General features: G+C 48.3%; 10 protein-coding genes. 4 read left to right on the top strand and 6 right to left on the bottom strand.

The features are described 5' to 3' along the window. Positions 1-27: 27 nt before the first annotated feature. Together DVO77_RS02845 and DVO77_RS02840 are read right to left on the bottom strand one after the other, a co-directional pair. Positions 28-3723 (bottom strand): response regulator, encoded by a 3696-nt coding sequence (locus tag DVO77_RS02845; RefSeq protein WP_119977197.1) that lies wholly within the window; start codon positions 3721-3723, stop codon positions 28-30. Positions 3724-4178: 455 nt separating this feature from the next. Next, positions 4179-5573, bottom strand: a complete 1395-nt coding sequence (locus tag DVO77_RS02840) for a PhoH family protein (RefSeq protein WP_119977196.1) — start codon at positions 5571-5573, stop codon at positions 4179-4181. Positions 5574-5952: 379 nt separating this feature from the next. Here DVO77_RS02840 and rapA point away from each other — a divergent pair, with 379 nt between their 5' ends. Together rapA and DVO77_RS02830 are read left to right on the top strand one after the other, a co-directional pair. Continuing rightward, positions 5953-8859 carry an RNA polymerase-associated protein RapA gene (rapA, locus tag DVO77_RS02835; protein ID WP_119977195.1) on the top strand — a complete coding sequence of 969 codons (2907 nt, stop codon included), beginning with the start codon at positions 5953-5955 and terminating at the stop codon, positions 8857-8859. 509 nt (positions 8860-9368) lie between these two features. Then, on the top strand, positions 9369-10184 hold the full coding sequence (locus DVO77_RS02830) for a DUF3530 family protein (protein WP_162924131.1): 816 nt from the start codon (positions 9369-9371) through the stop codon (positions 10182-10184). A gap of 18 nt (positions 10185-10202) precedes the next feature. On the opposite strand, the gene DVO77_RS02825 is transcribed toward DVO77_RS02830, so the two are convergent. Beyond that, positions 10203-10700 (bottom strand): YqhA family protein, encoded by a 498-nt coding sequence (locus tag DVO77_RS02825; RefSeq protein ID WP_110455753.1) that lies wholly within the window; start codon positions 10698-10700, stop codon positions 10203-10205. Positions 10701-10836: 136 nt separating this feature from the next. Beyond that, positions 10837-11643 carry a crotonase/enoyl-CoA hydratase family protein gene (locus DVO77_RS02820; RefSeq protein WP_110455752.1) on the bottom strand — a complete coding sequence of 269 codons (807 nt, stop codon included), beginning with the start codon at positions 11641-11643 and terminating at the stop codon, positions 10837-10839. 396 nt (positions 11644-12039) lie between these two features. On the opposite strand from DVO77_RS02820, the gene DVO77_RS02815 reads away from it, so the two are divergent. After that, positions 12040-13035 carry a response regulator gene (locus DVO77_RS02815; protein ID WP_110455751.1) on the top strand — a complete coding sequence of 332 codons (996 nt, stop codon included), beginning with the start codon at positions 12040-12042 and terminating at the stop codon, positions 13033-13035. 12 nt (positions 13036-13047) lie between these two features. Continuing rightward, the gene (locus tag DVO77_RS02810; protein WP_110455750.1) at positions 13048-14022 is read left to right on the top strand and encodes a GGDEF domain-containing protein; all 975 of its coding nucleotides are present in this window, start codon (positions 13048-13050) and stop codon (positions 14020-14022) included. Between the two features lie 76 nt (positions 14023-14098). On the opposite strand, the gene rraB is transcribed toward DVO77_RS02810, so the two are convergent. Both rraB and DVO77_RS02800 read right to left on the bottom strand, forming a co-directional pair. Continuing rightward, positions 14099-14500 carry a ribonuclease E inhibitor RraB gene (gene rraB / locus DVO77_RS02805; RefSeq protein ID WP_119977193.1) on the bottom strand — a complete coding sequence of 134 codons (402 nt, stop codon included), beginning with the start codon at positions 14498-14500 and terminating at the stop codon, positions 14099-14101. A 34-nt stretch (positions 14501-14534) separates the two neighbouring features. Next, complete coding sequence (locus DVO77_RS02800) at positions 14535-15266, bottom strand: 1-acylglycerol-3-phosphate O-acyltransferase (RefSeq protein ID WP_119977376.1); 732 nt, start codon at positions 15264-15266, stop codon at positions 14535-14537. Between the last annotated feature and the right edge of the window lie 174 nt (positions 15267-15440).

Raw genomic sequence — 15440 nt, 5'->3', positions numbered from 1 at the left:
TGAGCTAACAAGCTGCAGTTAACGGCACTACTGCGGTTGATTAATCCAATGGGTTAAGGTGTCGAACAACTCATTAAGTACGATGGGCTTAGTAATATGCGCGTTCATACCTGCCGCTAAGCTTTTTTCACGATCGCCCGACATCGCATGGGCGGTCATGGCGATAATAGGTAACTGCTGCGCCGAATAACGCTCGCGCAGCAGCTTAGTGGCGGTTAACCCATCCATCACTGGCATCTGAATGTCCATCAGCACCGCATCATAACGGCGCTTCTCTACTCGCTCTATCGCTAGCTGACCATTTTCGGCCACATCCACTTCATAACCCGCACTCTTAAGCAATTCGGTCGCCACCTGCTGGTTAATAAAATTATCTTCCACCAGTAGGATCACCCCTGAGGCTTGATTGTTGCCCAGTTTAGGTGGCTCAGGCAGCGGAGCGAGTTTAGGCTGATCGATGAAGGCACCGATGATCTCATCGAACAATGCCGATGCCTTAAACGGCTTTTGCAGCATGGCGTAAATATTAAGCTCGTCCAAATCCTCTTTTAATGGATCTGAGGCATAAGCGGTCATCATGATGATCACCGGCCGTTTAGGTAAACGGCCATCGGCGACCATAATGTCGAGTTCTCTGACCACTTCCACGCCATCCATTTCGGGCATCATCCAATCCACTAGCAGCAGATCCACCGGATCACGCTCGAGCTTATACAAGGCCTCTGCGCCGCTTGAGGCGGTCTCAACGTTAAAGTGGAAATCACGCAGCACGCTGGAATAGATCTGTAACGCCGTCGGGTTGTCATCGACCACCAAGGTTTTTAAATTACCCAACACCTCTGGCACCACCAAAGGCTTAACCTCCGCCTCGGCGGCGATCTCGAAGCTGATGGTAAAGCTAAAGGTACTGCCTACCCCAAGCTCACTTTGCACCTGCATAGTACCGCCCATCATGGAGACCAGATGTTTACTAATCGATAAGCCCAATCCGGTGCCACCATATTTACGCGTGGTCGAGCCATCGGCCTGTGCAAAGGCATCAAATAAGCTCTCTTGCTGCTCTTTGCTAATGCCGATACCCGTATCGCGCACCCAAAACTTTAGAGTGATACGGTGATCGCGCTCGCCCACATCTTCGCACCCCAGTTCAATTTCACCGCTTTGGGTAAATTTAACCGCATTACTGAGCATGTTCACCAGCACCTGCCCAAGGCGCAGCGGATCGCCCTCTAAGATGAGGCCCGCGGTGACTGGGGCGTATAGCAGCAGTTCGACCCCTTTTTCTTGGGCATTGAGCGCATTGAGATCCAGTGCATGATCCAGCACCTTATCCAGCGGGAAGGCGACCTTTTCTAACTCAAGTTTACCGGCCTCAATCTTAGAGAAATCAAGAATATCGTTAATGATCCGCAGTAAGGATTGCGCCGAGAAACTGGCTTTATCGAGATAATCGGCCTGCTGTGGTGTCAATGAGGTGCGGCTCGCCAATTGCAGCATGCCGATAATGGCATTCATGGGCGTGCGGATCTCGTGGCTCATATTGGCCAAAAACTCACTCTTGTACAGGTTGGCCGATTCAGCATCTTGCTTAGCTTCAAGCAGCGCCACCTCGTTGCTCTTATGACGAGTAATGTCTTTGTGTGTACCCACCATCCGCTTGGGTTGGTTGTCGCTAGTGAATTCCACTACCCGACCTCGGCTTAGCACCCAGTGATACATGCCGCTCTTACCGCGCATTCTAAACTCAATATCGTAGGCACCAACCGGATTGGCTAAGTACTCATTGCGATACTCTTCGACACGGATGCGATCGTCAGGGTGGATCAACTCGTCAATGGTTGACACTAAAGCAGGAAACTCATTGGTTTCATAACCTAACATCGAATAGTAAGCCGGATTACAGATGATCTGCTCCGAGTCCAAATACCAATCCCATAGACCATCTTCTACCGCATCCATCGCCAGATGGTAACGCTCTTCAGATAAGCGCAGCTGCTCTGCCGATTCATATTCGCGTGTCACATCGCGCCATACGGCAATCAACCCCAGCAGCTCACCACGGCGGTTGTAAAAGGGGATCTTAAGGGTATCGAGCAGTACTGGCTTACCCGCCAGCTCCACTTTTTCTTGATAACGCAGCGGCGTACGCTCCGACAGCACGCGTTCATCTTCGGCCCGGATACGAATGGACTGCTCACTTGAGGTCATTGCCTGCGAGTCTTGGCCTATCATCTCACTTTCGGTATAGCCTAGCATCCGCTCGGCAGACTTGTTACAGCCAAGGTACTTGCCTTCTTTGTCTTTAAAGACAATCGCTTCGGGAATAGAATCTAGCAAGGATCGCAGTAAAGCGTACTCGCGCTCTCGCCGCTCTGTGGTCTCTTTCAATCGCGCCGTGCGCCGCGCTACCAAGTTATCGAGACGGCGATTTTGCTCGGCTAGGTGACGAGTATATTGTTGGTTCTCTTCAAAAATACGGCTCACCAACTGGAACCAAGGCTCCCAGCCCGGAGTGATCTTCTCTGGCGGCTTGCGCGGCTCTTGAGAGCAGCCTTCGAGATGGCTCAATAAACGTGATGCAGGATTAACAAACGAGCGGCGAGTCTGCCAATGCACTATGGTCACCAGCACCGACAAGGCGATCACTACCAACAAAAACGTCAGCTCTAACTTTTCCCACGAATCTTTAAACAGCTCGTTTTGATCTTGCAGGTACAATAAGCGCCACGGCGCATTTTGCAATGCCACCGAGTGGATATAATACCCATTACGCATAATGCCATCATGGGCGTCAAACAGCTCAGATTCTGGCACCGAATGTAGCGCCGAAGGGATCTTCTGGCTGATGTGATATACCCGGTTGATATCGTCGGTATTCATACCGCTATGCGACAAAATATTGTTTTGCTGATCGAGCAAAATTACCGTGCCCGGCATCTTAAAATAGAGGCGGATCTGCTTGTCGAGTGATGACAACGTCATGTCTAAGTTAATTGAGCCGATAAACTCATCTTCGAGGTACACCGGCACGCCGACTGTGGTTAACAATCCCTTGCCATTGGTCTCGACATAGCCTGGGCTCCACGCCACACTGCGTTGAGGGTTCATTGCTGGCGTAACAAGTTGAAACTGCTGTTTATTTAATAGTTCATCTCGAAAGCGCAGCTCATCAGAAGGCCAAGGGTAATAGGACATCATTCGATGCTTAGAGATGTAATAAACTGAGGATGCTTTAGGGGCGGCTTCGGTCGCCACCGGGAATGACAAGGAAAGCTCAAACAACATTTCGAGCTCTTGATAAAACTTATCGCTGCGGCCATCGAGCGAGCCCGCGCCAGTAATACGTCCCATATTGGTAAATGGCTTACCGCTTTTAGCGTAACTGGGTTCTAGGGTAAAAAATTGGCCACTTTCATTAAACTTTTCATATTGAGGTAGCCGCTCGGTTCGCACCAACTCACCGAGCTTAAGATGATCCACCGCGACATTTCTCAGACTCTTTACCGCCCGAATACTCGACTCTAACAGCAGGTCGATTTGCAACACATGACGCTCGACTAACTCTTCGCGCTGGGTCATCATCTGGGTCTTTTGCCGCTCAAAGAACACCCACGCCGTCAGCAATGCCATAATAATCACACCTATGTAGGTGTAAAACACGGCGCGATTATAATTTTTCTGGATCGGCGACTTCAGCTGTAAGTCGGGTTCTGTCGGTTTCATCGATTACCTTTAAGAACAAACGCATGCCATCATGGTTCGCAATGATGGCACTGAATATTGTCCCTATAATATCAGGAACCTAAGCCATTGTAATACCAAACTGATCTAGGAATGCCAAAGTCGATATCGTTAGTTATTTCAATTAATTAACTGATATTAGTCGCCACGACTGGCTAGCTTAGTTGTTCGATAAGGCAAGTTTAACGCTTGATGACGACAAGACTCACCCGCTTGAGAGCCGCTAAAACATGCTAAACGACGGGCATTCTTGTAAAAGCAATATCAGCCATTGCGAGCAAAAACAGCTAACACGGCCAGGCACATCATCATGACAACAATTTCACGCCGACGAGCCAACAGGCACCATAAAGCGAGCTTATATTCATCCAATAAGAGATAAGGCGCGTCGACAGGCTCGGCGCACCATAATCCCCTTATATCTCACATCACTGGGATTATAAATTTTCCTCGGCAAACTCGGCTAAACGTGAACGCACCACACCGTTAAGATAGACATTGGCACTGCCATCAAAGTTTTTAAATCGCTCCACAATATAGGTTAATCCTGAGGTCACCGCCGTTAAGTAGTTCGAATCGATCTGAGCCAAATTACCGCTGCAGATCAGCTTAGTGCCTTCTCCCATCCGAGTGATCATGGTTTTAATTTGTGATGCGGTCAGGTTTTGGCACTCATCGAGTAATACCACCGAATTTTGAATCGACCGTCCGCGCATAAAGTTAATCGATTTAAATTGGATATTGGCCTTATCCATGATGTAGTTCATGCTACCGCTGGGGTTCACATCATTTTTATGTAGCACCTCGAGGGTATCGGTAATGGCGGCAAGCCAAGGCGCCATTTTTTCCTCTTCGGTGCCCGGTAAAAAGCCTATCGACTCGGCAATTTCAGGGGTGTTACGGGTAACAATGACCTTGTCATATAAACCGCGTTCGACCACCATCTCCAGTGCCGCCGCCATGGCCAGCAGCGTCTTACCGCAACCGGCGGGGCCGGTTAAGATCACCAGATCGATATCGGGATCGAGCAAGGCTTGTAGCGCCATGCCTTGGTAGATATTTTTCGGTTTGATCCCCCAGGCATCGAGGTGCAATAAGCGATCGCGCCCCAGATCGAGGATCTCCAGCTCGTTGCCATCATTACACAGTACTCGGCCACAAAAGTTAGACTCCTCATCGATGAGATATTGATTAACGTAGTAATTCTCGTCCCCCACTTCACCAAGCGGCACACGATGAACCGTATGACGCCCCTGAATTTCGGTATTAACATGCTCTTTGCGGGCCCAAAAATCACCATCGAATTGATGAAACCCTTTGGTGAGAAAGCGAATATCATCGATCAGCTGATCGGTACGATAATCCTCCACCAGCATAATTCCCGCGCCTTTGGCCTTAAGACGCATATTGATATCTTTGGTGACCAGCACCACTTTTCGAGGATGATGCAGTTTTTGTAGGTGTAATGCGGTGTTAATGATGAGGTTGTCGTTATTATCGCCAGGCAACGACAGCAGGGTAGATTGCAGTTGATGATCGGGGAAAATAGAGAGAGAACCAACGGCGTCGCCATGACCTTCGCGTTTAGGTAACGCGACCCCTTGTACTATCTGTTCTGGGGTGATTTGCCCCCCGAGAATATCTTCTAGCGCCCTGATAGCGACTCGAGCATCTCGGCTCACATCACGCTTTCTGTCTTTGATCTGGTCGAGCTCTTCCAGAACGGTCATGGGGACAACTACATCATGCTCTTTAAACGAATAAATCGCTAAAGGCTCGTGTAGTAACACATTGGTATCCAGTACAAACAACTTCTTGTCGTCTTGTTCCATGGGCGCCTCCACTTGTGCGTTGGGGTTAATTTAGACTAAGCACATGCTGCGATAATTAAGCATCTCCTGTGATGAATAGGCTGGACTTTACCGACCCAAAAAGCGCCGATGTCACTTCATACTGACACCAAAATCTTAAGGCATCAATCGATAATTTATCCCGCAGAGCCCTACTCATCATGCCTAAGCCTGATCGCCATTGATGACACTAAGATGACAAGAGCGCTCAGATAAAAACCGATCGCACAATTTGTATTCTCACCAGATAGCCATTAGGCTTTTAAGCTGAGGTGCGGCGGGCATTTATGTTCGACATCATAGTCCCGATTGGATAACATACGCGCCCTTTCGTGATTCACCCTGTAGATGAGAATTTGTAATGCCCTTTTCCTTAGGTCAACGTTGGATTAGTGATACCGAATCAGAACTTGGTTTAGGTACTGTTGTTGGATTAGAAGACCGTATGGTCACCGTCATGTTTCCTGCCACAGATGAAAACCGGATGTTCTCACGAGCTGACGCGCCCTTAACGCGTGTGATTTATAATCCAGGCGATACCATCGAGAGTCACGAAGGGTGGAGTTTAACGGTTAGCGAACTCGAAGAGAAAAACCAGCTGATCATCTACCACGGTATCCATAGCGAAACTGGTGAACAGGTGAGCCTGCGAGAAACCCTGCTCAACCACAATATTCGTTTTAATAAGCCGCAAGATAGACTCTTTGCTGGCCAAATCGATCGCCTTGACCGTTTTGGCGTGCGCTACCAGAGCCAACTGTTACGCCATAAGCTGGCCACCTCAGATCTACTTGGGCTACAAGGCCCACGTGTAGGATTGATCCCGCACCAGCAGTGGATAGCCCATGAAGTGGGGCAACGTTTTGCGCCGCGTGTCTTACTGGCCGATGAAGTGGGTCTAGGTAAAACCATCGAAGCTGGCCTTATCATCCATCAACAACTGCTTACCGGCCGCGCCGAGCGCATCTTAGTGATCGTGCCCGATACCTTGCGCCATCAATGGTTGGTCGAGATGCTGCGCCGCTTTAATTTGCGCTTCTCAGTGTTTGATGAAGACAGATGTGTCGAAGCATACGCCGATAACGACAACCCTTTTTACACCGAACAGCTAGTGATCTGCTCTTTAGAGCTACTGCGTAAAAAGAAACGCTTAGAGCAAGCCTTAGACGCTGACTGGGACTTAATGGTGGTCGATGAAGCTCATCATTTAGAATGGAGCGAAGAGGCGCCAAGCCGTGCTTATCGCGTGGTCGAAGCCCTCAGTGAAGTGGTGCCTGGTGTATTACTGCTGACCGCGACTCCAGATCAACTCGGTCATCAGAGTCACTTTGCCCGTTTACGCCTGCTCGATCCCGATCGTTTTTACGATTATCAAGCCTTCCTTAAAGAAGAGGCCAGCTACAAAGAGGTCGCAACCGCAGCCGACCAACTGAGCAAGGGGGCTACACTCTCAGATGATGCCGTGGCCAGCTTAACCGAGCTGTTAAGCGAAAAAGATATCACCCCTGCCCTGCGCCTTATCGAAGATGAAAGCCTCGATGCCGACCAACGCCAAGCGGCACGCGAAGAGTTGTTACAAGAGCTGCTCGACCGTCACGGCACTGGCCGAGTGCTGTATCGTAACAGCCGCGCCTCGGTCAAAGGCTTCCCGACACGTATTTTTCATGCTCACCCACAGAGCATGCCAGAGCAATATGTGACCGCGGCAAGAGTGTCAGCCATGATGGGCGGCCAAAGCGATCTCAACAACAAGGTCAAACAAGCCCTTAGCCCTGAAAAAATGTATCAGGCCTTCGAGAGTGATAGCGCCAGTTGGTGGAAATTTGATCCGCGCGTCGATTGGTTAATCGATTTCCTTAAAAGTCATCGCAGTAAAAAAGTGCTGATCATCGCCAGCCAAGCCGAAACCGCCCTTAGCCTTGAAGAAGCGCTGCGCACCCGTGAAGGTATTCAGGCGACCGTATTCCATGAAGGCATGTCGATTATCGAACGCGATAAAGCCGGCGCCTACTTTGCTCAAGAAACTGGCGGAGCTCAGGCCTTGATCTGCTCCGAAATTGGCTCAGAAGGACGTAACTTCCAGTTTGCTAGCCATCTGGTGTTGTTTGATCTGCCCCTTAACCCCGATCTACTCGAGCAGCGTATTGGCCGTCTCGACCGTATTGGGCAGGCTAACGATGTCGAAATCCATCTGCCTTACCTTGAACGAACCGCTCAAGAGAGCCTGATGCATTGGTACCACAAAGGGTTAAACGCATTCGAACAAACCTGCCCCATTGGCCATATTCTGTTTAATGAGTTTTCACAAGAGCTGCTTACCCAGCTGGTTTATCAAGATGAAGACCAATTTACTCAGCTACTTAACCATACGCAAACACGTTATAAAGAGCTGAAAAAAGCCATGGAACAGGGCCGTGATAAACTGCTGGAGATCAACTCACATGGCGGTGAGAAAGCCAAGAAATTGGTTGAAAGTTTAGCGGCGCGTGACCAAGATACTCAACTGATCGGCTCAGTTATTCGCCTATGGGACATCATAGGAGTTGAGCAGGAAGACAGCGGCGACAACGCCATTGTACTGCGCCCCAGTGAACACATGATGTTCCCCACCTACCCAGGCCTACCCGAAGATGGCATCACGGTAACCTTCGATCGTGAGATGGCCCTGTCACGCGATGATATTGCGCTGATAACCCAAGAGCATCCGTTAGTGCAGACTGGGCTGGATTTGATCACCTCTTCAGAAACGGGCACCACCAGCGTGGCTATCTTGAAAAACAAGGCGCTACCTGCGGGGACTATTTTCTTAGAGCTTATCTATATGGCAGATGCATCGGCGCCAAAATCGAGCCAGTTGTATCGCTATATGCCGCCAACGCCAGTGCGTATTTTACTGGATAAAAATGGCAACAATCTGTCTGATAATGTCAGCTATGAAAGCTTCGACAAACAACTGAGTGCGGTGAATCGTCACATTGCCAGTAAACTGGTTAATGCCTCGCAAACCATTTTGCATCCCTTGTTTGCTAAGGGTGAGACCTACGCCGAGGCCGAACTAACACTGCTAGCCGAGAGCGCTAGAGCCAAGATGACCAGTCAGCTAACAGCCGAACTTGAACGTCTCGAATCGCTCAAGGCCGTTAACCCCAACATCCGTGATGAGGAACTTGAACACCTAAAATCACAGATGAGTGAGCTTAATGGGTATTTAGATGGTTGTTTATTGCAACTCGATGCCGTGCGCTTGGTGTTGGTGAGTCACGCTTAACCCACATAGGGTAAGCTGACACGATAACAAAACGCTGGTTTGACACGCTCATCCAGCGTTTTTTTATGCTGTATTCTAGGGCCTGTTGATCTTGCAAGGTTGTTTTTACAGCGAATTGTGGGGGTATTTATGCAAGGCAGAAGCTTTGTGGTGTTACTCTACATACAAAGCTGAGAACGCAGTAGAAATGACCAACAAACGCTGGTCGAGGGCTTCGGCTAAAAACGTTTTACTCTTTGTGAAGTGCATTTTGCTTAGATGACTAGGTTGCAATTCACTCGCCTCGATTTAAACGTTTTTGTCTCGAACAAAATTCAACCAGCAAAGATCAACAGGCCCTAGGCTTGCTACCCAACAAGCATGGCGATGTTTGAACACATTTCAGCACAAGACACGGTTTTAATTTACACCGTAAAAATGCGATGATGCTCGCCGGAAAATGATTCAGGCTTAAGGTATCTATGAGATCGGTTATTAAATGCGGCCTATTACTATGGGGTTGCTCTTTTTTGTTCGTCAGCGTATGCAGCCAAGGCGCGCAACCAAGCTATGACTATTTGCCCGCGAATGAAGTCACACAGCTTGATCTGGGCGAGCAAACCAGCTTGGCATTGGTGCGCAGCTGGCGCGGTCATCATCAATATGGGACGGCCATCTTATTAGCCGATCTGGGGCAGCATGCCGATCCTAGCGGCGTGACCGCCTATCTGCGACGCCACCTTAATGATAAAGGCTGGGCCACCATCAGTTTAAGCGCACCACATGCTGCACCAACAATTAATCACAAGACAGATGCAGAGGAGATCAACAAGGCTGGAGAACAACAGCTGGTACTCAAGGCTACACAACGTCTGCCTCACTTGAGTCCTGATGAATGGCAAAACCTAAGACAGCAGCAGAATAATCAGTTCATTCAAATAATGGATCGGCTCGATGCCTTAGGGCAACCCTATCCTGGTAAACGAATGTTAATCGCTACCGATCAGAGCGCAGGATTAATGATCCAGCTGTTATATGCAGGCACATTGCCTAAGCCAGATCTACTCGTGCTGATCAATCCTTACCTCACCCCAGCACAAGACAATGCCCACTTAGCAGAGCAACTGGCACAGCTGGCCATTCCGGTATTAGATATTTTGTCGCCAGACGCGACGCCAAACGCCATCGCCACCGCAGCTGAGCGACGGGCGCTGTCGCCGCAAAACCAGCCGCTACGCTATCAGCAGCAGCCATTGGCGCTTAACTTAGACCAACCTAGTGCTTGGCAAAATACCTTAGCGCTGATCGATGGCTTCGCACGGCGCATCGCAAAAGCGTATCCGTAACGATGCGCTAGCGCCGAGTTACTTTTTATCTTTACTCAGCATCAACGCCAATGCCACCAGTACCACTATGATGCCCATATAGAGCAGCTCCAGCATGGAGGTAGGTTTCATTTCGCTAAAGTAAGAAAACACCTTGATGATTAACATCATCAAAATGACTTTACCCAGCTTGCTCTTTAATGAATCGATACTGCTGATCACTAAGATTTTCCCCCCCGCAACACTGTCTTCAGCGGCCTGCAGATTACTGATAAACAACTCATATAATCCAAAGGCAAATATCAGTAATACAGAACCAAGCAAGAAGGTGTCTAAAATCTCAACCACCACCATCACCAAATCATTACGGATATCTAAACTCCCGCTAGTGACATAGGCATACAGCAATTCGAGCATGTGAAGCATATCTTTAATACCCATGATAAACACCGCAAACGCGGCAACCACACAGGCAAACACCCCAACGATCACCGTCAGGCGGCTATTCCAAAGAAAACGTTCAAATAGCGGTCTCATCTACCATTCCTAAAGCATAATAAAATTAGCAGGATAGTAGCTGCCACTCGAGCAGACGTCTCCTGCAAGCGCTGGGGAGTGTGATCCGCGTCACTGACTCATTGCTATGCCAAACCGCGAGAGACACTAAAAAGAACTACCACCAAGACTGCCGATGACGATAGGGACGCTGTGGATCTTTGGTCTGCCTAATCGCCGCGATCAGCCGATTTTTGCCCAACAAGAGTGCAATTTGACTCATAGATTCTCGCCGTAGCAAGCTGCGCTCACTGGCGCGCCAATTAGTATTAATACTGCGCTTAATCGCCGCGTTAGCATCTGGCGAGGTATCACATAACTTGGCCGCCAAGGCTTGAGCCTGAGCCATAGGCTGCTCACACACTTGAGTCAGTAGGCCATATTCATGGGCTTGCTTTGCCTCAATCACATCGGCCGTCATGGTTAGCAGCATGGCGACATCTTTTGATACTAACTCTCTCAGACCAACCAAACCGGCCATATCCGGCACTAAGCCCCATTTAGCTTCCATGATAGATAAACGACACGCAGGGCTGGCAATGCGCATATCGGCTCCTAGGGCGATTTGCAGTCCACCGCCATAACAGATCCCCTCTAACACGCAGATCACAGGTACAGGTAACCGACGCCACCCAATGGAGACCTGCTGAGCTAAATTGGCGTTTCCTGGTAACCACTTAAACAGTAACTTGATCGCTTGCTTGGGTGATTTCATTACGCTTGCCACATCGAGACCCGAGCTAAAGTTGCCGCCACTGCCCGTTAAGATAACGCAGCGCACACTGGGATCTTTGGCGATTTTATGCTGCACACGTTTAATAGAGGTGAACATGGCGTAATTAAGCGCATTGTATTTTTCAGGGCGGTGTAGTTCGACAATCGCAATGCCTGAATCTAGGGTCAAATTGACATATGGGTGCTGCATTCCTTTACTCCTAAAAACCAACTGGTCTGTCCTCCCAAGATGCTAACACAGTTGGTACATTTATCTAAAATAGATAACATCAGGTTATTTTTTTGGCGTAGGTCAAAAAGTGACATTTTGATTTCTTTTTTAAATCAAAGTGATCGATAATGACTAATCAGTAGTACCGACTATCTATGGTATGCTGGCTATTTACGGTAAAACAAGACGTAGACCCTTAAACGCATTGATGACCACTTTGAGTCTTCTTTATGATCGCGTCATACACTGGCGCTCCTAGGGTTTCTAGGATGAACCAAAGAAAACAGCCCTTTCCATTAAGTGTATTTAGCAACACAACTCACTAATTTTAGTGTTATCTTCATTAGAAGGGCAGATTAGGATGTTAGAACTAGCATGTCGATCCCAGTACTTATATGCGATGACTCTGCACTCGCAAGAAAGCAGATGGCACGAACACTTCCAAAAGAATGGGATGTGGACATTCACTTCGCCGCCAACGGTGCCGAAGGCATAGAAGCCATTAGAGCCGGTAAAGGTGAAGTGGTCTTTCTTGACCTCAACATGCCGGTTATGGACGGTTATGAGGTGCTAGAGATCATTCAAAAGGAAGATCTCCCCGCCCTTGTCATTGTAGTTTCTGGTGATATTCAGCTTAAAGCACATGAGCGTGTCAAAGCCTTAGGGGCTCTGGATTTTATTCAAAAACCAGTCAGCGCCGAGGCCATTAGCCATATTTTACAAGAGTATGGCATCTTAACCATAGCCACAGGCGATGGCATTAACGACAGTCCAATGATCGAAGTCGATCTAAGGGACGCCTGCCAAGAGGTAGCTAACGTTGCTATGGGGCGGGCGGCCGATCTGTTAGCCAAGTTGCTCGATGTGTTTGTGTTATTGCCGATCCCCAATGTTAACGTGCTCGAGGTCAGTGAGCTCACCATGACGCTCAAGGCGACCGAAGAAAACGGCACCATCTCCGCGCTATGCCAAGGATTTATTGGTGCTGGTATTGCTGGCGAAGCCCTCTTACTGTTTCACGACTCCTCATTTCAAGACATGGCCAAATTGATGGGGCTCGCCAACCCCGAAGATGCCAATACTGAGATTGAAGTGATGATCGATACCGGTAACGTGCTTATCGGTGCATTTCTTAACGGGATTTCCGAACAGCTACACATGAAATTTAGCCAAAGCCATCCAGTCGTGCTTGGCAGACATTGCACAGTGAACGATCTTATCCATGATAACGCCGAAAAATGGGCCAGAACCCTAGCCATGGAGATCAATTACCGTATCGAAGGCCACAATATTCAATGCGATCTGCTGCTGCTATTCACTGAAGAATCGTTACCGACGCTTAATTATAAGCTCGGTTACTTGCTAGATTAGTTGGATAACACCATGACCTATGACAAAAGCACAATGAACGAACTGCATTGGCTCATCGATATGGTGCAAACCATCGAGGTGGGGTTAGTGGTATTAGATCGAAACTACGACATTCAACTGTGGAACGGCTTCATGGAGAACCACAGCGGTATCTCGCCCAATTCGATAAAAGGCGCCAACCTGTTCGAGCAATTTGAATACCTACCCGCCACTTGGTTAAAGCAAAAGATGGAGTCGGTATTTCTATTGAAAAACCGCGCCTTTATCAGCTGGGAGCAGCGACCCTATGTGTTTAAATTTAATAATTATCGGCCGATCACTGGCCGCGCCGATTTTATGTACCAAAATGTCACCTTACTACCACTCTCTTCACTCACAGGGCAGATAACCCACATCAGCATGATCATCTATGATGTAACCGATGTCGCCATTAACCGCCTACAGCTCAAAGCGGCCAATGAACGCCTAGAACATCTCAGCCAAACCGACGGCTTATCCCAGCTACACAACCGCCGTCATTGGCAACAGTGCATGCAACATGAGTTTGACCGCCATTCACGCTATGGCTCGCCCACCACCTTAGTGATGTTCGATATTGATCACTTTAAGCGCATCAACGACACCTACGGCCATATTGCCGGAGACAAGGTGATCCAACACGTGTCGCACATATTAAGGCAATCACTGCGAGAAACCGACTGTGCAGGCCGATATGGTGGTGAAGAGTTCTCGGTGATCTTATCGAACACCAGCGCCGAAGATGCACTTAAATTTGCCGAACGCTATCGTGAAAAAATCGCCGCTTCACAGATGCGTTACGAAAACGCCAAAATCAGTGTCACTGTCAGTATTGGCATTTGCGAAATACTGCCCGAGTTTGATAACAGCGCGCAGTGGTTAGCCAGTGTCGACAGCGCCTTATACCTAGCAAAGCAAGCTGGGCGTAATCGTTGCGTAATCTACCGCCCACGGGCCGAAATACATTAAGAGCGGCTAAACACTAAAAAGCCCCAGTCTCCGTTAAAAGACTGGGGCTTTTTATCACAAAACGCGCCGCGACTGATTAATGAAAACGTGCTTCATCTGAGTCATCTTCATCGTCTTCGATCTCATCACCAATAAAGTAGGTGCCCCAACCGTCATAATCGACTTTCTGCTTGGCCGCTAACAATATCAGCTCTTCACAGGCTTTATCGAGTAATCCCACTTCAAGCTTATGGTAGGCGATTGCATCGAAACAAAAGATAACCGAGCCATCATCTAGCTCCATCTCTTCAGCATCGTTAACTTCGTAACCCATTTTAAAGGCTTCAACTGCGGCCTTTTCTAGGCGATCAAAGTTGGTCGCTGAGAAATGGTGCTCGATAGTGTACTCAGCATCGGGCTCAGAACCATCGGCAAGAATCGCCTCAACGATCTCTTGATTCTCTTGTTTCTGTTCCTGTAACTGACGTTCTTTAGACATGGATCACTCCGAAATTAACAATAATTAGGCTCAGTTAAACGGCTTTTTTAGCCATAAGAGCCGCAGCTTCTTGGTTTAACTGGGTTAACTTTTCCGCCATCATGGCATGGATACGACTTGAAAGCTCTTTTACTTGCCCCTTAGCAAGCCCTTTAGTCTCAATCGGCTCCATCACCTCAATAATCACCACGCCATTATTCCAGCGATTGAGTTTGATGTGTTCTTGATTGGAAGCCAGCACTGGTACCATAGCGACACCGGCTTCAATGGCGGTATGAAACGCACCAGATTTAAAAGGCAATAACCCTTTACCGCGCGAGCGCGTGCCTTCAGGGAAAATCCACACAGATAGGCACTTCTCTTTAATTTTCTGCGCCGTTTGCGCCATGGTTTCAAAGGCACGATTACGGTTTTTACGATCGATTAAAATATTACCCGACAACCAGTAGATCTGCCCAAAAAAGGGGATCCACGCTAAGCTCTTTTTACCCAAACTCACCGTGCCTTTTGGCACTGCAGCCGTATGAGTAAACATATCAAAATTGTTTTGATGATTGGCTAAATAGATACAAGGCTCTGATATTGCAGCTTTTGATTTGCGCAATACCACTTTGACACCCAATATGGGCGCTGCCCAAGAAAAAATGGTAGCAAACAGGTGTACATTATCTCGATGACGCGGACGCAATAAGCAGTACAAGCCACCAAACACAAACGCCAGCAATAACATAATTGCCAAAATCAATGACCTCAAGATTAACAGCACAACATACTCCTGTGATTTTAGTGGCCGCATTATACCAGCAAGCAAAAATGACTTACACCTGTAGCCTGAAGATTTAATCTCACTTTCATCTTGATGGTTTTTGTTGGCAAAAATGGGTTCTATCAAACTGAATTTAAAAACAAAAAAATAGGCCAATCATGCCTGATCAGCCTA

The organism is Shewanella algidipiscicola (assembly GCF_003605125.1).
GTDB classification, from domain to species: domain Bacteria; phylum Pseudomonadota; class Gammaproteobacteria; order Enterobacterales; family Shewanellaceae; genus Shewanella; species Shewanella algidipiscicola.
Note: the sequence above shows the minus strand (reverse complement) of the source record. Positions and strands in the feature narration are given on the sequence as shown.

Bases quoted from the DNA above. Each gene is read 5' to 3' on its own strand.
- DVO77_RS02815 (WP_110455751.1), top strand. From the start codon at position 12,040: ATGTCGATCCCAGTACTTATATGCGATGACTCTGCACTCGCAAGAAAG.
- rapA (WP_119977195.1), top strand. From the start codon at position 5,953: ATGCCCTTTTCCTTAGGTCAACGTTGGATTAGTGATACCGAATCAGAA.
- DVO77_RS02840 (WP_119977196.1), bottom strand. From the start codon at position 5,573: ATGGAACAAGACGACAAGAAGTTGTTTGTACTGGATACCAATGTGTTA.
- DVO77_RS02810 (WP_110455750.1), top strand. From the start codon at position 13,048: ATGACCTATGACAAAAGCACAATGAACGAACTGCATTGGCTCATCGAT.
- DVO77_RS02825 (WP_110455753.1), bottom strand. From the start codon at position 10,700: ATGAGACCGCTATTTGAACGTTTTCTTTGGAATAGCCGCCTGACGGTG.
- DVO77_RS02820 (WP_110455752.1), bottom strand. From the start codon at position 11,643: ATGCAGCACCCATATGTCAATTTGACCCTAGATTCAGGCATTGCGATT.
- DVO77_RS02845 (WP_119977197.1), bottom strand. From the start codon at position 3,723: ATGAAACCGACAGAACCCGACTTACAGCTGAAGTCGCCGATCCAGAAA.
- rraB (WP_119977193.1), bottom strand. From the start codon at position 14,500: ATGTCTAAAGAACGTCAGTTACAGGAACAGAAACAAGAGAATCAAGAG.